This is a genomic window from Sorangium sp. So ce327 (assembly GCF_051530205.1).
Lineage (GTDB): Bacteria > Myxococcota_A > Polyangia > Polyangiales > Polyangiaceae > Sorangium > Sorangium cellulosum_B.
Genome location: NZ_CP150330.1, coordinates 8,236,510 through 8,255,189, shown reverse-complemented (window position 1 = coordinate 8,255,189; position 18,680 = coordinate 8,236,510). Strand labels below are relative to the sequence as shown.

Annotated in this window: 15 protein-coding genes; 12 read left to right on the top strand and 3 right to left on the bottom strand. The window is 68.6% G+C overall.

The features are described 5' to 3' along the window. Positions 1-12 precede the first annotated feature (12 nt). From WME95_RS30630 to WME95_RS30620, 3 genes are all read left to right on the top strand, one after another. Positions 13-987 carry an NAD(P)-dependent oxidoreductase gene (locus WME95_RS30630; protein WP_437902882.1) on the top strand — a complete coding sequence of 325 codons (975 nt, stop codon included), beginning with the start codon at positions 13-15 and terminating at the stop codon, positions 985-987. Positions 988-1,110: 123 nt separating this feature from the next. Further along, positions 1,111-3,213, top strand: a complete 2,103-nt coding sequence (locus WME95_RS30625) for a sensor histidine kinase (protein ID WP_437902881.1) — start codon at positions 1,111-1,113, stop codon at positions 3,211-3,213. Next, positions 3,210-4,181, top strand: coding sequence for a Shedu anti-phage system protein SduA domain-containing protein (locus WME95_RS30620; RefSeq protein WP_437902880.1), 972 nt, complete (start codon positions 3,210-3,212; stop codon positions 4,179-4,181). The genes WME95_RS30625 and WME95_RS30620 overlap by 4 nt, the downstream gene beginning before the upstream one ends. 357 nt (positions 4,182-4,538) lie before the next feature. Here the strand turns inward: WME95_RS30620 and WME95_RS30615 are convergent, their stop codons facing one another. Both WME95_RS30615 and WME95_RS30610 read right to left on the bottom strand, forming a co-directional pair. Further along, positions 4,539-5,282 carry a hypothetical protein gene (locus WME95_RS30615; protein ID WP_437902879.1) on the bottom strand — a complete coding sequence of 248 codons (744 nt, stop codon included), beginning with the start codon at positions 5,280-5,282 and terminating at the stop codon, positions 4,539-4,541. A 138-nt stretch (positions 5,283-5,420) separates the two neighbouring features. Beyond that, positions 5,421-6,641 carry an RNA polymerase sigma factor gene (locus WME95_RS30610; RefSeq protein WP_437902878.1) on the bottom strand — a complete coding sequence of 407 codons (1,221 nt, stop codon included), beginning with the start codon at positions 6,639-6,641 and terminating at the stop codon, positions 5,421-5,423. A 331-nt stretch (positions 6,642-6,972) separates the two neighbouring features. Between WME95_RS30610 and WME95_RS30605 the strand changes: the two genes are divergently transcribed. From WME95_RS30605 to WME95_RS30595, 3 genes are all read left to right on the top strand, one after another. Beyond that, a complete protein-coding gene (locus tag WME95_RS30605; protein WP_437902877.1) occupies positions 6,973-7,923 on the top strand; it encodes a hypothetical protein in 951 nt (316 codons plus the stop codon). Between the two features lie 31 nt (positions 7,924-7,954). Beyond that, positions 7,955-9,076 carry a hypothetical protein gene (locus tag WME95_RS30600; RefSeq protein WP_437902876.1) on the top strand — a complete coding sequence of 374 codons (1,122 nt, stop codon included), beginning with the start codon at positions 7,955-7,957 and terminating at the stop codon, positions 9,074-9,076. A gap of 115 nt (positions 9,077-9,191) precedes the next feature. Further along, the gene (locus WME95_RS30595; protein WP_437902875.1) at positions 9,192-10,307 is read left to right on the top strand and encodes a hypothetical protein; all 1,116 of its coding nucleotides are present in this window, start codon (positions 9,192-9,194) and stop codon (positions 10,305-10,307) included. A gap of 236 nt (positions 10,308-10,543) precedes the next feature. Here WME95_RS30595 and WME95_RS30590 read toward each other — a convergent pair whose 3' ends face one another. Next, entirely contained in the window at positions 10,544-10,840 is a 297-nt protein-coding gene (locus WME95_RS30590) for a hypothetical protein (protein ID WP_437902874.1), read from the bottom strand. A 533-nt stretch (positions 10,841-11,373) separates the two neighbouring features. Here WME95_RS30590 and WME95_RS30585 point away from each other — a divergent pair. The 6 genes from WME95_RS30585 (at position 11,374) to WME95_RS30560 (ending at position 18,679) form a co-directional block, all read left to right on the top strand. Further along, positions 11,374-11,781 (top strand): hypothetical protein, encoded by a 408-nt coding sequence (locus WME95_RS30585; protein ID WP_437902873.1) that lies wholly within the window; start codon positions 11,374-11,376, stop codon positions 11,779-11,781. 74 nt (positions 11,782-11,855) lie between these two features. Further along, positions 11,856-12,866, top strand: a complete 1,011-nt coding sequence (locus WME95_RS30580; RefSeq protein WP_437902872.1) for a hypothetical protein — start codon at positions 11,856-11,858, stop codon at positions 12,864-12,866. 9 nt (positions 12,867-12,875) lie between these two features. Next, positions 12,876-14,858, top strand: a complete 1,983-nt coding sequence (locus tag WME95_RS30575) for a tetratricopeptide repeat protein (protein ID WP_437902871.1) — start codon at positions 12,876-12,878, stop codon at positions 14,856-14,858. Continuing rightward, positions 14,855-15,895: a sialate O-acetylesterase gene (locus WME95_RS30570; RefSeq protein ID WP_437902870.1), complete on the top strand. Its 1,041-nt coding sequence runs from the start codon at positions 14,855-14,857 to the stop codon at positions 15,893-15,895. The genes WME95_RS30575 and WME95_RS30570 overlap by 4 nt, the downstream gene beginning before the upstream one ends. Positions 15,896-15,904: 9 nt before the next feature. Continuing rightward, entirely contained in the window at positions 15,905-17,362 is a 1,458-nt protein-coding gene (locus WME95_RS30565; RefSeq protein ID WP_437902869.1) for an MBOAT family O-acyltransferase, read from the top strand. A gap of 21 nt (positions 17,363-17,383) precedes the next feature. Next, positions 17,384-18,679: an alginate O-acetyltransferase AlgX-related protein gene (locus tag WME95_RS30560; protein WP_437902868.1), complete on the top strand. Its 1,296-nt coding sequence runs from the start codon at positions 17,384-17,386 to the stop codon at positions 18,677-18,679. Position 18,680 lies beyond the last annotated feature (1 nt).

Below are 18,680 nucleotides of genomic sequence, written 5' to 3'. Positions count from 1 at the left end.
GGGGAAGCGCCGGTGGATCGGCTGATCATCGCGAGCACCGTCGTTCTGCCGGCGGAGGCCGCGCGCTCGCTCTCGGAGGGCGTCGCGCCGCACGCGCTCGACCTGGCCGCGGCGCGCTCCGCGAAGAACCTCGCCGTCGTCGCGCCGGATCCGCTCGTCCTTGGCGCCGAGGTCGTCTTTGGCCAGCCGCACCCGGACGACGTGTGCGCGGCCCCGCGGCTCCGCTGGGTGCACCTCAGCACCGCGGGGTACGCCCGCTACGACGTGGCGGCGGTGCGCGCCGCGCTCGCCGCACGCGGCGCCGCCCTGACGACGAGCAGCGGTGTCTACGCCCATCCCTGCGCGGAGCACGCGCTCGCGTTCCTGCTCTCGGCCTCGCGGCGGCTGCCCGAGTGCCTCGAGAACCAGCTCGGCCCGCGCGGCTGGCCCGACGCGCACGTGCGGTCGAGGAGCGCGCTCCTGCGCGGCCGGCGGGTGCTCCTCCTCGGCTTCGGCGCCATCGGCCGCCGCCTCGCCGAGCTGCTCGCCCCGTTCGAGGTGGATCTGCGCGTCCTGCGCGCCCGCCCCCGCGGCGGGGAGCCCTTCCGCGTGGTGGTGAGGGAGGAGCTGGGTGACGCCTTCGCCTGGGCGGATCACGTGGTCTCGAGCCTGCCCGAGGCCGAGGGCACGCGGTGGCTGGTCTCGGCCGCGCTGCTCGCGCGGATGCGGCCGGACGCGTGGTTCTTCAACGTCGGCCGGGGCGTCACGGTGGACCAGGCCGCGCTGCTCGAGGCGCTCGAGGCGCGCCGGATCGCGGGCGCGTACCTCGACGTGACGGATCCCGAGCCGCTCCCGCCGGAACACCCGCTCTGGCGCGCTCCGGGCTGCACCATCACGCCGCACACGGCCGGCGGGCGGCGCGAGGAGCCGATGGCGCTGGTGGAGCATTTCCTGGCGAACCTGCGGCGGTTCGAGCGGGGGGAGCCGCTCGCGGACAGGGTGATCTGAGGCGGCGCCCGTGCGCGCTCGCGACGGGGCGGTGAGCTCTCCTGCGCATCGCCCGGTCGGTCTTCGGTACGCAGAGGGCGTTGGCACCCAGCTGAGTGCGTGCCATGGAAGAATGCGCAGGCCATGAACGAAGACGAGCACACTCCCATGGTGGCGGGCGAGAAGGCGGTCGCCCGCCTGTTCGAAGCGGCGGATTATGAGGTGTCGCAGGCGGTCGGCCTCGAGCCAGGCAGTGTGAATTGGCTCGCGACGCCTCGGCACGGGTTGGTGCGGCCGAGAACGTACTTCCGCGTGCTGCCGCGCTGCCCCGAGAGCATTGACGCGGCGCTAGCGGAGCTCGCCGAGAAGCGTCGGGTAACGGCAGCCGACCGCGCGCTCGGGGTCGTGATGGAGGGACGCCTGCCGCCTGGATACACAGCAGACTTGAGGGCAGACGTCTGCGCCGCGATCTCGTATCATAGATTGGTTCTGGAGGTATCGGGGATTGCGGACAGCGTGCGCAAGCGCATGAAGGCGTACGAGACAAGGGGCGAACCAGGGAGGTACTTGCCGCGGCGCATCGACGATCGTGAGATGGGGTATCCCGACGCCGTCGCTTGGATCAAGGAGTGGGTGAGCAACAGGCCGACGTCCTCTGCGGTTTTGCTATCAAACGATCTGGTTGATCGCTCGGCGGTTGTTGAGCAGGCCATCTATGAAATCGGCGTGCGGTTCGTGCACGAGCCGGACGACACGGTGCTGCTGGCGAAACAGTCCCCAGCCGGAGCAGCGGACTTGGCTTACGCGCACGGATTCGCCATCCGTGTGCACGAAGATCTCGAATCGGCGCGTGAGCGCCGGCCTTCATTGGCTTGTCTCGAACGCTCGGAAGTCGTGGATTACGAGAAGCGCGCTCGCGGCCACTTGCCAGGAAAGTATGTGAGAGTATGTGCGCCGGCGTCGGCCGATGTCGAGCGTTGGTTCAGTGACAGGCTGGCTTCGCCGGCCTTGGTCGCTCGTTTTCTCTCTGCTCGTGAATGTGAGCCCGAATTCAAAGCTCTGACCGATGCGCCTGCGAATGTGCAACGCATGCTGGAGTCCGTGCTCGCTTGCCGCGATGTGCCGTCGAGCGGCCCTGCGCAATGGATCGCGTATGTGGTCCACGACTACATCGTCAGGATCTTGCGTGACGCTTTTCCGGACGGAGAGGCTCTACGGACGCAGCTCATGCCTCTGGAAGAATCGGCGCTGACCCAATTCTCGCGCGGGTGGAATATTGTTGGGCCTGGATATTTAGATTTCTCGTGGCGAACATGGGGTGAGCCGCAGGTGCAGGTTATCACGTGGTACAGGATAGATAACCAAGGTCGCCTCCGGATGAATTCGCTGGTTCGCGACCATCTCATCGCGCGCAGGGCCGCGCGCGAAGTCGTCGCCGGTAACTTCAGTTTTCTGAGCCGTCACCAGTTTCCCAGGGAATATGTGCTGCTGTTCTTGTCGATCCTCTCCCCGGAGGCCTCGGCTCGATACGCGGAGGGGCGAGGCGCTGATGTTCGCGCCGAGATCGAAGCCGAGGTGGAGCGCCGTCTCCAGCTGACGCTGGCTCATCAGCTCAAGCGCTCCGTCGGCGCGATCTTGATGAACGTGCAACACATCCGGGAGAACCTCGGCGCGGCAGACGTGGCGCGGTTCGAGTACGAATTCTCTCGCATCGACGAAGAGCTCGCGTTCCAATCGGCGCTCGCCGGCCAGACCGGGCGATGGCAGGAAGTCCCGAACGACCCTCTGGAGGGCCTCGCGCTTCACGAGCTCGTGGACGATGCCGCCGCGCCGCTCCGGCAGAGATATCCGGACGTCCTATGCGAGATCGATGTCTCCGTTTCGCTCCTTGTGCGGGCCAGCCGCGCAGGGCTGCGCGAGATACTCCATTGTCTAATGGAGAACGCGTTTCACGCGGTCGCATCCACCCCCGCGCCCCGCGTATGGATCTGCGCGACCCACGAGGGCGACACCGTCCGTCTCGACATCCTCGACAACGGCCCGGGGATTCACGAGGAGGATCGGGAGCGCATCTTCGAGCCCTATGTGACGACCAAGAAGGGCGGCGACCAGCCGCTCGGTACGGGGCTGGGGCTCGCTATCGCGCGGCGCTATGCGACCCGGCTCGGCGCCTTCGTGGGACTCGACCCAGAACGCGAGGGCACCTGCTTCTTCGCACGGCTGATCACGTGGAGGGATGTATCATGAACGACAAGAACGCCCCGAAGGTGCTCCTGGTCGAGGACAACAAGGCTACTGCCGGTGACTTCCTGCGCCAGCTCCAGCTCAACGGGTTCACCGCCGAGCACGCCCTGAACGCCGCGGATGCGCTGGACAAGGCTGCCACCTTTTCCCCCGACGTCGTCCTGCTCGACCTTCAGATCCCCTCGGCCCCGAGCCTCTCCGATGAGAACGTCGAGCACGGCTTCCGCGTGCTCGACGCGCTGCTCGTCGCTGACCCGTTTCGTCCCGTGTGCATCGTGACGGCTCACAACCAGCCCGAGCTCATCCGCCGTGCGATGCGCCGGACGCACGGCGCTCCGTTCGTCTTCAAGGACGACGACCTCCGCCGCGCCCTGCCGAAGGCGGTGAACGTCGCCCTCGCCAGCCCGGCCTTCAAGATGAGCCGCACCGTCCGCGAGTTCCGTGCGCTCGTCGATAGGAACGAATCCGAGGACGCCTATCGCAAGTTCATCCATCAGCACTGGGGTGCGATCCTCGGCCCCGAGTACCAGGACGTCCGTTCGCCGTACCCGATCACGCGCGGCGGGGAGATCGATCTCCTCGCGATCCGCTGGGACGGCTTCCCCGACCTCTGGGAGCTCAAGCGTCCGAGCGATCCCGTGTTCAAGGACTACAACGGTTGGCTCCATCACAGCCTGGAGTGTGCCCGGGCCATAGGCCAGCTCATGTCCTACTACGATGCGGCGGAGAAGGAGCCCCGCGGGCCGCTCGGGTACGACGGGCGCCGGGGCATCACCGTGCACCTCCAGCGCCCCCGCGGCTTCGTCGTGATCGGGCGCTATCAGAGCGACGCCGAGCGCGAGCGCCTTCGCCTCGAGAACGGCTTCCTCGCCGGCCTCGCCATCCTGACGTACGACGATCTCATCGAGCGGGCCGAGCAGTTTCTCACGTTTCTCCAGCAGCACCGGAACGGCGACGATTCCCCCGCATAGCCCACTCTCTGCGTCGGCGACGCCATCCGCGGCTTGAAATCGCCTTCCCCGGCGCACAGTCACCCGCTTCAAGGCTTGAAATGCCCGACTCGGTCGCCGAGTCGGGCATTTCAAGCCTTGAAACGGTTCTCTCGGCCGCCGAGTCGACCGTCTCAAGCCTTGAAACGGCCCGCTGGGCCGCCGAATCGGCCGTCTCAAGCCTTGAAACGGCCAACTCGGCGACCGAGTCGCCCGCTGCAACGCTTGCATCAAGCGTTGCAACGGCCGGGTCGCCCGCTGCAACGCTTGCATCAAGCGTTGCAACGGCCGGGTCGCCCGCTGCAAGACTTGCATCAAGCCTTGCAGCGGGCCGCGGGCTCACGCGTCCGGCGAGGGCCCCAGCTGGCCGGCCGGCGCGGCTGCCGGCGCGTCCGGCGCGGCCGGCTGGCCGGGCGGGAGGGCGTCGCTGACGCCGGTCGTGCGGTGGACCTCGGCGAGATCGTCGAAGATGTGCGGCAGGAGCTCGGGCTTGCCCAGGTGGGCGAGCAGCCCGCGCACGAGGCTCTTGTTGGCGTTGTAGACACCCAGCCAGGCCTCGCGCGCGGTCGACACCTCGGGGCCGAGCTCGACGCGCTCGACGCGCGTGGCGCGCTGCTGCCGCTCGACGATCCCGAGCTTCTCGTGCACCTCCCTGAGCTCGGTCAGCCATGCGTCCGCGCCCCGGACCTTCTCGCGCTGCCTCTCGAGCTCGTCGGCGATGTGCCCGACGGCGGCGGTGAGCTTGGTGATCCGCCGGCGCGCGAGGACGCTCGGCATCTCGCCGCGGAAGAACAGCCTTGGATCGACCGGCCTCCCCTTGAGCGAGTCGAGGTACGAACCGAACCGCACGATGACGTCCCGCGCCTCGTCGAGCACCTCGGCGGTGTCGAGCTCCGGCGCCGGCTTGGGCTGGCGATCGAGGACGTCGGACATCGCCTGATCGGCGAGGAGCTGCTTGCCCATCGCGAACTCGACCATGCCGTCGAGGGCAGCGACCTTGCCCATGAGGACCGCGGCCATCTGCTCGCGCGCGAACTTGCCATAAATGTTCGTCTCGAAAGGATCGATATAGGGGTCTGCCATAGGCGCCTCCTTGGGTTGAGCAAAACGCGCTGATGTTGGCAGAGCCCGAGGGGCCATGGCAACGCCTGACGGGCTCAACGGGACGGAATGGCACGAATCGGACGCTCTGGGGGGCTGACCGGAATGTGGCCCCCCGTATCAGTTGCGGTGCGCCGCCGCCCGCAGCCGTCGCAGGAGCTCTTCGCGGTCTCCTGCGTAGGCGCCTCGCGGGAAGTCGCGCCGGTGCTGCTCGAGCAGGAGCCGCACGGCGTCGTGGCGACCGGCGGCGAGCCCCGCGAATGCCTGTCGGATCAGCCGGACCTCGGAGGAGGGCAGTTGGATGCCTTCGCCCCGATGAGGGCCGGGCGGGTATCGCGGGCTGGCCGGGGCACGGCGCGCGGTGGTGAGGGCGCCGCTCACGTCGCTTTCGGCCCGCTCCTCCGAGGGCACCTCCGGGCCGGAGGGGATGGCGCTGCCGCGCTGAGCGGGCCATGCGGCCTGCGGGGAGCGAAGCGCGACCGCATGGGCGCTCGGCGGCGGGAGCTCGCCGCGCCCGCCGGGGGCCATCAGGACGAGCGCGCCCGCCACGACGCCGGCTGCGGCGCTGGCCGTCGATCGGCGGACGGCACGTGGGGGTGCCAGCGACGCGTTCCACGAGCTCGCCGGCAGGCTGGCCGCGCCGTGAGACGGCGCGCGCCGGAAGGCGCGGCGAGCCAGGCCGAGTAGCCAGCGCAGCCGGCCTCCGTGGAGCGGCCCCGACGAGGCGCGCGCTTCGGTCGCGCCGAACGCGAAGGCGAGCGGCGCAATCAGGGCGCCACGGCCGCGTCTCCGCGCCCGCCAGCGCCGCGCGGCGGCGTCGAGGCTCAGCCGCGCGAGCCGGAGGTCGTTCCACACGGTATTGCGCGGCATCGCGAGCTCCTCGGCGATGTCCTGGACCGCCTCCTCCTCGAGGTCGTGCGCGACCAGGATCACGCGGCGTCGCGGAGGGACCTCCTGGAGCAGATCCGCGAGGATGTCGCTCTGTTGCGCCTCGATGAGCCGTGTCTCGGAATCCGGCGCTGCGCTGGAGAGGCCGTCCAGCGCCTCCTCCGGCCACAGCTCTTCGTGCCGGCGATGGGCGCGCTTGCGCTCGTTGGAGATCAGGTTGAACGCGATCCGGAGGAGCCAGGTGCGCACGGTGGCGATGCGGGGATCGAACCGGGGCAGCGACCGCGAAGCGCCATGGAAGATCTCCTGGACCAGGTCGTCCCGATCCGGGCCGCGGAAGCCCTGGCGCTCCACGTAGCGGCGGAGCGTCTCCAGGTGCTCGGCCATGATCGCCTCGATTGTGAGCGGTGCTTCCTTGGCGGTGCTGTCGGTCGTGCGAGACGATTTCCCCATGCCTGCGTAGTTACCTGGCGAGCTCGTTCGACATTTGAAATTCGGCATGTCGGGCTGAGCCGAGGCAGGCCTGTGGCGCGAGCGCTCGGCGCGCCGCGCAGCAGGGCGAGCATTCTCGCGGCGCGACCCGAATTGCCTGGCAGTCGAGTCGATTCCGTCACTTTCTCCGGGCCAACGCGGCTTGACAGAAAAAAGAGTCGACGCGTAGTATGCCGCGGAGATGGCGTCCACTGGACGGTTGCTCCTCGCCGTGGTCGCCGCAGCTGTCGTGTGGAGTCGCGCGGCGGTGGCCGCAGGGGAGCAGCCTTCTGCTGGACCGTCCGGAGCGGCCATGATGCGCTCCGAGGCCGAGGAGGCATTCGCGCGGGGCGAGAAGGCGCGGCGCGCGGGGCGGTGGGAGGACGCGGAGGCGGCGTATCGCACGGCGTGGAAGGCGGATCCGCGGCCGGAGTTCGCGGGGGAGCTGGGGCTGTCGGAGCTCGCGCTCGGGCGGTCCCGGGACGCGGCGGAGCACCTGCGGGAGTCGCTGCTGGTTCCGGAGACGCTCCAGCCGGCGGTGCAGCGGCGTTTCCGGGCGGGGCTCGAGAAGGCGGAGCGCGAGGTCTCGTCCGCGACCGTCGCGGTGAGCCGGCCCGAGGCCGAGGTGTTCATCGACGGCCGGTCGATCGGCCGCGGACAGGGGATGTACTTCGTCTATCTCGATCCGGGGCGGCACGAGGCGCGCGGCAAGCTCGAGGGGTATGTCGACGACGTCTATCCGTTCGAGGCAGAGCGGGGAAGGGAGTCGATGGTCGGCCTTCACCTGGAGCCCAAGCCCCCGCCGCCGGCTGCGCCTGCGCCGGTTGCGCCTGCGTCGATTGTGGCGCCGGTCGCGCCTGCGCTGGCCGCGGCGCCCGGGGGTCCGTCGGCGGGAACGGTGTTCCGCGTCGGCGGGATCGCGCTCGCGTCGGCCGGGATTGCGCTGGGCACGGGCTTCGTCGTGGCAGCGGCGGTGCGCGACGGGGACGCGGAGGCGCAGGCCGCCCAGATCCGCGAGCGCAACGGGGCGGCGGCGTGCTTGTCCAAGGCATACGCCGAGCCGTGCGGTGTGCTGCGCGAGATGATCGACGCGCGCGACACGCTGAAGGCCGCCGCATGGGGGAGCTTCATCGGCGCCGGCGTCGCCGGCGCGGTCGCGCTCTCGTCGCTCCTGTGGGCGCCGGAGCCGGGAAAGCGCGCCGTGCGCGCGGCGCCGTTCGCGGCTGCGCATGGCGGGGGCGTGATCTTCTCCGGCAGCTGGTGAGGCTGCGCCGGAGCCGGAAGGAGCGGTGCTGATGCGGAGCGTGCCGCAGAGAGGGCTGGCAGGGCTTTGGCTCCTCTGCTTCGGAGGGGTGGCGGTGGTCAGCGGGTGCGGCGGCGCCGGGGCGTACGACTGCGCGGAGGCGGTCGCGTGCGAGATCCGGAACGACGACGGCACCAGCAACGGGTACTGCTGGGGGCAGTGCGTCCACGCGCCGCCGGAGTCCTTCAGCGCGCCGAAGCTCGTCTGGACGGGGCCCCAGGTGCTCGCGCCGGCGTCGTGCGCCGAGCTCGTGCGGATCGTCCCCGGGACCGGCGAGCGGATCCCGCTCACCGACGCCACGCGGACGCTCTTCGCGCGGGCCATGCCGGAGCCGGCGCACGGCTGCCCGGCGTGCGCTTGCACGGCGCCGGCGTGCACGCTCCCGCAGACCGTGACGGCGAGGTCGATCGAGGCGTGCGGCGACGGCAGCGCGGGGACGCAGACGTCGTTCCTTCTGCCGGCAGGCTGGGACGGCTCGTGTGTGTCGCCCGGTACGGTGACGGCGGAGCAGCTCGGCTCGCTCTCGATCGGTCCGGCGATCTGGGAGCCGTGCACGCCGATCGTGGCCGACGAGCCCCCGCAGCCTCTCGCGGGAGGCGTGGCCGAGGTCGTCGTCGGGTGCAGCGGTGTGGTGGAGGACGAGCTGTGTCCGGGGCAGGGGGAGCTCTGCATGCTCGAGCAGCAGCCGGCCCATCTGCCCGACGGCTGGCGCCACTGCATCGTCGGGAACGGTGATCTCGGCTGCCAGCAGCCCGAGGGAGGGGCGGACCCTCGGAAGATCTTCTCGGACAAGCTGGGGGGGTTCTATGAGGATCTGGTGACCGCGCCCGCGTGCTCGCCGTGCACCTGCGAGGCGCCGGCGACGAGCCGGTGCGAGGCGCTCGTGTACGCGTGGGAGGATGGCGCTTGCAGCGACATCCTGCTCGGCGTCGATGTGAACGAGCGTGGGATCTGCCTGGTTCCTGAGCCGACCTCCAGCTTGGCCAGCGTGAGCGCAACATGGCTCTCGAACGAGCCCGGGACGTGCAAGCCGACGCGCGATAAACCCAACGACAAGGTGGACGGCAGGGCCAAGACGGTCTGCTGTCTTCCGAAGGCGCTGGAGGCGCCGTGACGGCCCGGTCGAGAACACCGGCGGGCGGCGGGCGCGCCGCCCGCGGCAGGAGCCAACCGAAGGTTCAGGGGGTAGGGGCTCCTCGGGAGCGCGTGGGGAAGGCGGTGAGGTCGCGATGACTTGGAACGGAAGATGGTGGCTCCTGCGCGCGTCGATCTCGCTGTCGCTGGGGAGCCTGGGCGGCGCGCTGTTCGCGGCCGGCTGCGGGAGCGCGGAGCCGCCGTGCGGCGAGCCGTGGAATCCCTGCCTCATCACCAACGAGGACGGCACGAGCAACGGCATCTGCGGCGGGAAGTGCGTGATACAACCGATGGACAGCTTTTATAACCCGATGCTCCTGTGGATCGGAGACGCTGACGACCCCGAGCCGGCGTGCGAGGACCTCACCGGCTTCGACCTCCAGAGTCACGACACGCAGAAGATCGCCCCGAGGACGTCCTTCCGGTTCCGGACGCTGCTGCCGGGCGACGAGCCCTGTCCCAAGTGCAGTTGCCTCGTTCCGCACTGCTCCATGCCGGAGATCGTTGCGGCGCACTCGGACGCCTCGTGTGAGAACACCCCGGCGGAGACGCTCCGGCCGTTCAATCCACCCTGGAACTGGCAAGGCGAATGCACGTCTCCGGGGACCGTGCCGGCAGAGGCGTTCAGCGCGATCTGGATCGCGCCGGCGCCGGATGGCTCGTGCACGCCGTCCGCCGAGGGCGAGCACTCTCCGCCGAAGAGCCCTGCGAAGATTGCGGTCGCGTGCAGTGGCGTCGTGACGACCAATCGTTGTCCGGAGATCGGCGACGTATGCATGGTCAACCAGCAAGAGACCAACGTGCCCCCCGGGTGGCGGTACTGCATGATCTCGCGGTACGAGGGGCCTCGCGAATGCTATCCGCCCGCCGGTCCCGGGGAGCGGCCCAGGTTCTCGGACAAGCTCACCCTCTATGACCAGGACGTCGAGCGGGGCTGCGCGCCGTGCGTCTGCGTGCCCGGCCGCACGCCGAAGGAGTGCGTCGCGCGGGTGAGCGCCTACTCGGATCGCGCGTGCAGCGAGGGCGCGCTCCTCGGGACGACGACGGTGACAGAGGGCGGGGCGGATCGCTGCCTGCGTCCCGAGGTGGAAGGTGCGGCCCTCGGCAGCATCCGCGCCGAATGGGAGGTCAACCAGCTGGAGACCTGCGAGCCGGCAGGCGGCGAGCCGTACCCGACCACCGTCTGCTGCCTGCCGGAGCCCGCCGGATGACGTGGCCGTGAACGGCGACGGCCACGCGGACGCGGTCCTCTTCAATCCCACCAGGCTGCACGCGGCGGCTTCCCCGGCCGCTTCAGGGGTTCTTGCTGGTGCGTCTTTCCCGAACCTTGAAGAGCTCTTGTCCCATCTGTCGGCATGGGTCGCGATCTCGAGCGTCCAGAGGTGGACGGTGTCACGACGCAGCCTGGCATGGGCGATCGGGTCCGCTTCAGGACCCGACTCGATGATCACCATCTGGGGCGGAAGTCCGGGTCCGGGCTGTGCAGCCACAGCCGGACGCGATGCGGTCGGAGGCTCGCTCCCCGCAGTACGCGCCAGATCTCGGTGCGGCTCAGTTCTACCTTGGTCTCGAGCTTCAGGGCCTTCGCCAGCCGCTCCAGAGTCCAGACCTGTTCGAACGGGACCTTGTGCTCATCGGGGCGACTGCAGGCCGACTTGATAAGGTCGTAGTGCACTGTGGTGGCCACGCGCGGCGGTCGGCCCCTGCGCATCCTGTCCTGCAGCACCGCCTCGTCAGCAAACACGCGCGTGAGACCTGCCGAAGTGGCGGGACCGCGAGCGTCGTGACGCCTCGTTCATGGGTCGAAAGAGCGGGCCCCGGCCGGCGCGGAGTGAGACAAGGGGCGCGTCGGCATGCCGCGGGCACACGTCGCCCTCCGGGCGTTGATCTGGCCCGGGATGTTGCTGCGATGCGCTACGCGGCGTCGCCGAGCGCATTTTGCGCAGGACTGTGCTCTTCCAGTACGGCGGTCCCCGGTCGGGTGAGCGACCAGGAACGTCGGTCGGCTCGCCGAGCGCGGAGAGGAAGCAGGCGGTGCTGCTCAATTCAGTCACCATGGCGGCTCTCGTCTCGCGCACCCCGCCGTAAATTACCAGTGGTAGTGCTGCTCTCACGGTGGCCTCACGGTGGAAAGATGCCGACAGCCTGCAGCGATCTCCGGCGTGGGTTGCTTGATTTCGAGATTAGGTGCTTGCCTTGTTGCAAGATCGACCTTTCTTGCCCTATTCTGCGACGATGATTCAATCAAGCCGACGCCACTTTGGTCGCCAAGTGTTGATGAGCGTGCTGCTGCTCGCGATAGCCGGTGTCGAGCGGAGCGCCCGGGCGGACGCGGTAGAACCCCTGGAAGTGACGGCAAAGCTCGTTGAAATTCCCTCCAAGATGCCCCCCGATGACCTGTACGATTACGCCTACGTGATGCGCTACCAGGTCGAGGGCGGGGCGCTCGACAAGCAGTTCATCCTTGTCGCGCACTACAAGCCGCTCGTGCCGCGCTCCAAGATCAAGGACAAAATGAAGGAGCAGGTCGGCGGAAAGCTGCGCAGCTTCAACCAGGGCGACGTTCATAAGCTTAAATTGAAGGCCGATCTGAAGGCCATCTGGAAAGGTGCGCTCGTGGACGAATATGCCGCTACGGATCGCGGGAGCGTTCGCTACTGGTGCCTCCAGGTCGACCCGGCTTGACCTTGCGCTTGGGAGAGACTCGCTTGAACTTCAGACGACTACGTGCCCCGGGCGCCTGGCTGGTAACATGTAGTTTGGCCGTGGTCGCCAGCTTTCCGTTCATTGCGGCCGAGCGCGCGGCGAGGCAAAACGATGTGCGAGTGGCCCGCCTGGAGGCGACCCTCGGCGAGCGAGGCGACGCGCTCGCCGAGCTTGGACCAGCGCTGTCTTTACGAGTTTCACGGCTGGAAGGCCTGCTCTCGAGCTGGGAGACGATCGGCGGCTGCGGAGCCGGCAGCTCCACGGGCGCGGGGGGCGGAATCAAGTGGATCGGCCACAGCGTGACCGGGGGGCTATTCGAGCTGCAGACGCTCGGCACGTACACGCATCTGGGCGACGGCTACAACCTCAGCTTGAGCCCTCAAGTCTCGCGCAATTTGAACGAGAAGTGGAATGTGGGGCTCGTGGTTCCGCTGCTCTACAAGTACTACCGCGACTACTACGGCCTGCCCGTGGACGTCTCGAACTCCGGCGTGGGTGACGTCGCGGGGTTCGTCACGCGGCGCTTCGGCGAGATCAACTCCACCAGCCTGACGTTGCAGGTCGGTCTCCCGACCGGCGTGCACGACGCCCAGTACAAGAACGACTATCTCACGCAGGAAAAGCAGCTCGGCCTTGGCAAGGTGAGCGGCAGCCTGACGCTCGACCACACGATCGACAAGACGTGGGGGCTGATTGTGCTGGGCGGCTCGTTCGGCTACCGCGGCGGGGAGAACGAGCTGGGCAACTACCGCGCACCGGCGGCCGCGATCTACGGCTACTCGGGCTATTTCTGGGGGCCGCTCGTGCCGTCGCTCGGCCTGTCGCTGTCGCATTTCTTCGGTGCGGATCGTGACCGTGGGCTCGACCAGGAGGTGCAGCTGTGGGCAGTCACCGGCACGCTGGCCGTGGAGTGGTCGAACGCCTGGCTGGCGATCCTGGGGGGCGTGTCGCTGCCGCTCGGCTGGGACAAGCGCGGAGTCGTCGACGGCGCCGAGAGCAGCAGCCCGAGCGTGGGCCTGCAGCCGTGGACGGCAGGCATCGGCTTCACCGTCTCACCGTTCTGAGACGTGGTCATGTTGCCCGCCGCCGCCCTGCTCCGCCATCGCACGCCGCTCGTCGCGGCGTTGCTCGGCCTGGGTGCGGCCTCGACGGGGCTCGCGCCTTCGGCCGACGGTGACATCTGGTGGCACCTCGCGGCAGGTCGGGAGATGGTCGCTCGGCGTGAGCTCCTGTTCACCGATCCCTTCTCGGTCAGCGCGCAAGGGCGTGCCTGGGTCGACGTGCACTGGCTTTTTCAGCTCGCGGTGTACGCGGTGCACCAGGCGGTCGGGCTCGTCGGGCTCGTTCTGGTCAAGTGCGCGCTGATCGGCCTGGGCGCGGGCTTCCTCTACTTCGCGCTCGAAGCGCGGCGCGGCTCGTGGGCGAGGGGGCTCCTCGTGACGTCGCTGGTCGCCGGGCTCCTGGCGGCTCGCTCGCTCTTGCTCGTCCGGCCCGTGATAGGCACGCTCGTCCTGCTCGCGTTCTTCTTGTTCGCGCTCGAGCGCTTTCGGCGCGACGGTCGGGTCCGGCACCTGCTGCTATTGCCCTTGGCGCAGCTGGTCTGGGCGAATTTCCAGGGCCTCTCGGCGCTTGGCCCCGCGGTGATCGCGGCGTACGCGGTGGCGGCGCTCGGCTGGGCGAGCTTTGGCCAGACGCGTGCGTGGCCGTTTGCGCGCGAGCACGCTGGTGCGCTGGCACCGTGGGCGCGGGTACAGCAGCTGTTCGCGACGCTAGGGGGGTGTTTGCTGGCGACGTGTCTCACGCCGTTCGGCTTGCGCGGCGCAGCGTTGCCGGCGCTGCTGCTCGGGCGCTTGTTGCCCGGCGAGCACCAGATCTTCGCCCACGACGTGGCGGAGAACCTGCCGCCCTTCGAGCTCGAACGCCTGTCCGACGGCGAGTTCTGGCACTTCAAATGGTGTTTGGCCCTGCTCGCTCTGTCCGTGCTCCTGGCCGGGCGCCGCTTGAGGCTGAGCCATGCGCTGCTGCTGCTCGGCTTCGCGGGGCTGGCCTTGATGAGCAACCGCAACGTGCTCCTGCTGTACTGGGTCGGGGCGCCGATCTTCGCGGTCAATCTGGCCCCGGCGCTCCGGCGGCTTTGCGTCTCGAGCTTTCGCCGCGCGGGCTTGCGCGTGGCGGTGGGTCTCAACGCGGCGCTCCTGAGCGCGCTGCTGCTCGTCTCGGCGTCGGCGGCGGCGCGCGAGCCGCCGCTGGCGGATCCGAGCCCGTTCCGGGTGCCGGCCGAAAGCGCTGTGCGCCTCGACGCGCTGCCCGGGGGCGACGTCTTTGCGGCCGATCATTACGGAGGCTACCTGATCTGGCGGCTCTATCCGCGGTTTCGGCCCTACATCGACACCCGGCTCGTGCTGCGCACCGCCGACGAATTTGCCGAGTACCTGAGGCTCGCGGACGAGCCAGAGCGTTTCGAAGCGTTTCAGGCGCGTCACTCCTTCGCCTACGTGGTCTTGCCGGTGATGTTCCCCGAGCGCTACCAGCGCTTGATTGGCCACCTCTACGCGAGCGCTGACTGGAAGCTGCTCTACACGGACGGGTCGGAGGTGCTGTTTGCTCGCCGCGACCTCACGCCCGGCGTCGCGGAGCAGCCGCTCCGTGAAGCCAGCGAGACGGACCGCACCTTGGTCCAGCTGGGGCAGCGCTTCGCGGATTCCCCGAAGGTGCACGCCGCGGCACGCCTGAGCCTGGCCACGTTGCACGGCGTGCTCGGTCAGCTCGAGCAAGCGGAGCGTACGCTCGCGAGCCTCGACACGCCGCAAGCCCGAGCCCTCGAAGCGCGTCTTCGCTTTGCGGCGGGTGAGCTCGACGCCGCCGAGCGGCTCGCCCGGCAGAGCCTGGTTTCCCAGCACGACGACGTCGGGAGCCTGAACCTCATGGCGTTGATCGCCCTGCGAAGGGGCGAATCGGCGCAGGGCCTGGGCTTTCTACGGCGTGCCTTGCGCGTCCGGCCTTTCGACCCCGAAGCGACGCGGATCTTGGTTAACTTGGAGGAGAGTCGACGATGAAAACACGTCTCAACGTGAGCCTGTCCAGGTCTCGGTGGGCGCTCGTTTCCTTGTTCGCGCTGGGCGGCGGGCTCGCCTGCGGGGTCGTCGAGCACCCGCACGACACGCAGACCGCCGGGACGGGTGACGACTTCGGGCCGTCGAGCGGCGCTGGAGCGGCGACCACCACGGGTGGAGCTTCGGTTGGCGGTGCCATGACAGCGGCGAGCGGGAGCGGCGGCGGCGGGAGCAGCGGGACCGGCGACGCGGGGTCCGGCGGTGGGCCGGCGCCTTCGGGCGTGACCATCAACCTTGGAGGCGTCGACGTCCCGAAGGAGCGCGCGATCGCCTTCATTCACATCGGTCACTCCAACATGGCCGGTCGCGCCACGAGGCCCCAGAGCTCACGCCCGTACCATTTCACGGAGACCCATCCGCACGCCTTCATGTACCACCCTGGCTCGGCGCCGGAGCTCGCGATCGAGCCGAAGACCGCGGGTGACACCGCCGCCGGCGGGCCGGGTACGGCGCTGGTCAAGGAAGCCGCGATGCTCGCGCCCGACAACTATTTCATCTCGCTCGGGTTCGGGTGGCCCTCGGCCTACTGCTCCCAGTTCATCCCGGGCGGCCTCTACTACGACCAGCTGATCGCCGCGCCGAAGGCCATCAAGGGGCGGGTGACCTTCGGCGGTATCTTCATCTATCTCGGGATCACCGAGCGACACGGCACTGCCGCCGATCGCACCGGTTTTCCCGACTGCATCAATACCCTCGTGACCGCCATTCGCAACGACGTCGGCGAGCCCACGCTGCCTGCGTTGATGAACGACTACGAGGTGGAGAGCTCGGGCGAGTTCGTGGTCGGCGGCGCCGTGGCGAACGCCATCCGTCCCGAGATCGAAAGGTGCCCGAGCGTGGTGTCGAACTTCGCGCTCGTCTCGGCCGAGGGCGTGGGCATGCAAGACGACCATCACTTCAATCTGGACGGCCATCGCACCTGGGTGCAACGAGCGCTCGAGACGATGAAGGACAAGGGCTGGCGCCCGTGGGCCCCGTGAGCCGCTGAGATGGTCTTCTCCAGCCATATCTTCCTGTTCTACTTCTTGCCGCTGGTACTGGCCGCGTACTACGCCCTGCCGGGCCGGGCCCGCACGGCCCTCATCGCCGTGTCGAGCTACGTATTTTACGGCTGGGCGAACCCGAGCTGGGCCGTGATCATGTTCTTCGGCTCGAGCGTCGACTACGTGTGCGGCCTCTTGCTCCTGAAGATGTCACGGCTGCCCGACGTCGACGGCCTACCGCCCGTGATTGGCCCCGAGGTCGTGCGGACCCGCCAGATGAAGCTGGTGCTGGCGATCTCCATCGTCACCAACCTCGGGCTGCTCGCGGCGTTCAAATACACGGGCTTCGTCGCCGAGAACATCAACGCGCTCGGGGCGCTCTTCGGCAGCTCGACGCAGATCGTGCCGGTCTTGCACGTCGTTTTGCCGGTGGGCATCTCCTTTTACACGTTCAAGGCGATGAGCTACGCCATCGACGTGTACCGCGGCGACGCCCGACCGATGCGGCGCTTCACGGACTACATGTGTTTCGAGGCCTTCTTCCCCGACCTGGTGGCGGGCCCCATCATCCGATATGCGGCGATCGAGGAGCAGATGCGCGTGCGCCAGCACACGCTCGAGAAGTTCGCGCGCGGCGTCGCGTTCTTCTCGCTGGGGATGGGCAAGAAGATCCTGCTGGCCAACCCGATGGGGCACATCGCCGATACGGCGTTCGCCGGTGGAGCCAAGCACTTCTACGACGCGTGGTTCGGGCTGGTCGCCTACGCGTTCCAGATTTACTTCGATTTCTCCGGCTACTCGGACATGGCCGTGGGCTTGGCGCTGATGCTCGGCTTCGTGCTGATCCAGAACTTCGACTCCCCCTACAAGTCGCGCAGCATCACGGAGTTCTGGCGGCGCTGGCATATCAGCCTGTCCACGTGGCTGCGCGACTATCTGTACATCCCGCTCGGTGGCAACCGCAAAGGCCCCCTGCGCACGTACGCCAACTTGATGGTTGTCATGTTGCTCGGCGGGCTCTGGCACGGCGCCAGCTGGAACTTCGTGATCTGGGGCGGCATTCACGGTGGCATGCTCGGGGTGGAGCGCAGGCTCGGTAAAGCTCACCCGCTGCGCCGCCTGCCACCCGCTGTCGGCGTCGCCTTCACCTTCTTGATCGTGTGCTTGTCGTGGGTGTTCTTCCGCGCCAAGACGCTCGAGCAGGCGGTGACCTACCTGGGCTCGCTGTTCGGGCTCGCCGCCGTTTCGCCGGCGGCGGACGTCGTGGCGGGCGCATTCCACCAGCGGTACTACGTGGGGCTATTCGCCTTGGCCGCGGTCGTGATCTTCGGCATGCCCAACAGCTGGGAGCTCACGCGGCGCTTGTCCTTGCCCCGTACCGCGTTCGTGACGGCCACGATGGCGCTCGCGACGTTGATGATGTGGACGCAGACCATCAACCCGTTCCTTTACTTTCAGTTCTGAGGCCGCGCGATGCAAAGTACCTTGCCTCCCTCGTCCTCCGCCATCGAACGCAGCGGCGGTCCGACCGACCCCACAGGCGACGAGCAGCTGCGCCGCGGTATCATCGCGACCGACGTGAGCCGCGGCGCGGCCTGGCTGCTCACGCTGCTGTTTCTGGGGGCGATCTACGCTGTTCCGCTCGCGCAGGCCTACCTCGAGAAGCGCGAGGATGAGGAGTCGCCTCTCGTGGATCTGGTGCGCCGCCCACCGACGGCCGAGAACCTGCGTCAGATCGAGAAGGGCATCGAGGATGCCTCGTACGCCAAGTCCTGGGTCCAGCCCCGCGTGCAGCTGCTGCTCACCCGTCTAGCTCGTGTGGGCAACAAGCTCGCGGTCGTCGGACACGGCGGCTGGCTCTATTATACGCCCGGTGTGCAGCACGTCGGCGGGCCCGGATTCCTGGAGCCCGAGGTGCTGCGGGGCCGCGCCAGGGAAGCCCTCGACGCAGGGCAGGAGCCCATCCACCCGGATCCGCGACCCGCCATCTTGGCGTTCCAGCAAGCGCTCGCGCAACGCGGGATCCGCCTCGTGCTCCTGCCGATGCCGGACAAGGCTGGGATCGAGCCGGGTCCACTTCTTGGGCGTGATGGGCGCGTCGAGATGGCGCAGAACGTCGACTACGACCGCTTCCTGAGCGAGCTTCGAGCAGCCGGCGTGGCCGTGCTCGACGCGCGCCGCAGCGTGCCCGAGCCCCGTACCGAGCCGCTCTTCCTGGCTCAAGATACGCATTTTACGCCCGGCTACATGGAGCGCATCGCCGCCGACCTCGGCCAGCTCGTGATCGGGCTTGGGGTATTGCCAGAGCTGGCAGAGAAGCCCGTGCTGCGCGGCGCTCCGCAGCCGGCTTCGCGCGTCGGTGATCTTGTCGACATGCTCAAGCTGCCCGACGATCAGAGCCTGTTTCAAGCGGAGAGCGTGGTCGTGCACCAGGTGCAGGACGCGGCCGGCACGCCCTGGGAGCCTGACGAGAGCGCCGACGTGCTCCTGCTCGGCGACAGCTTCACCAACATCTTCACGCTCGAGGGAATGGGCTGGGGCAACGCGTCCGGCCTGGCCCCGCACCTGGCCCTGGCGCTTGGTCGCCCCATCGACGTGATCGCGCAGAACGACTCCGGCGCCTTCGCTACGCGCCAGGCGCTCGCGCGCGCGCTGAACGCCGGCCAAGATCGCCTGGCGGGCAAGCGCGTGGTGGTCTGGGAGTTCGCTGCGCGCGAGCTGTCGGTCGGAGATTGGATTCCGCTGGATTTCCCGACTCCCAAGCCTGCGGGGGCTCCGTAGG

What these genes read in the sequence shown, in the direction of transcription:
- WME95_RS30625 (WP_437902881.1), top strand. Translation starts at nt 1,111, where the DNA reads ATGAACGAAGACGAGCACACTCCCATGGTGGCGGGCGAGAAGGCGGTC.
- WME95_RS30620 (WP_437902880.1), top strand. Translation starts at nt 3,210, where the DNA reads ATGAACGACAAGAACGCCCCGAAGGTGCTCCTGGTCGAGGACAACAAG.
- WME95_RS30615 (WP_437902879.1), bottom strand. Translation starts at nt 5,282, where the DNA reads ATGGCAGACCCCTATATCGATCCTTTCGAGACGAACATTTATGGCAAG.
- WME95_RS30610 (WP_437902878.1), bottom strand. Translation starts at nt 6,641, where the DNA reads ATGGGGAAATCGTCTCGCACGACCGACAGCACCGCCAAGGAAGCACCG.
- WME95_RS30605 (WP_437902877.1), top strand. Translation starts at nt 6,973, where the DNA reads ATGATGCGCTCCGAGGCCGAGGAGGCATTCGCGCGGGGCGAGAAGGCG.
- WME95_RS30600 (WP_437902876.1), top strand. Translation starts at nt 7,955, where the DNA reads ATGCGGAGCGTGCCGCAGAGAGGGCTGGCAGGGCTTTGGCTCCTCTGC.
- WME95_RS30595 (WP_437902875.1), top strand. Translation starts at nt 9,192, where the DNA reads ATGACTTGGAACGGAAGATGGTGGCTCCTGCGCGCGTCGATCTCGCTG.
- WME95_RS30585 (WP_437902873.1), top strand. Translation starts at nt 11,374, where the DNA reads ATGAGCGTGCTGCTGCTCGCGATAGCCGGTGTCGAGCGGAGCGCCCGG.
- WME95_RS30575 (WP_437902871.1), top strand. Translation starts at nt 12,876, where the DNA reads ATGTTGCCCGCCGCCGCCCTGCTCCGCCATCGCACGCCGCTCGTCGCG.
- WME95_RS30570 (WP_437902870.1), top strand. Translation starts at nt 14,855, where the DNA reads ATGAAAACACGTCTCAACGTGAGCCTGTCCAGGTCTCGGTGGGCGCTC.
- WME95_RS30565 (WP_437902869.1), top strand. Translation starts at nt 15,905, where the DNA reads ATGGTCTTCTCCAGCCATATCTTCCTGTTCTACTTCTTGCCGCTGGTA.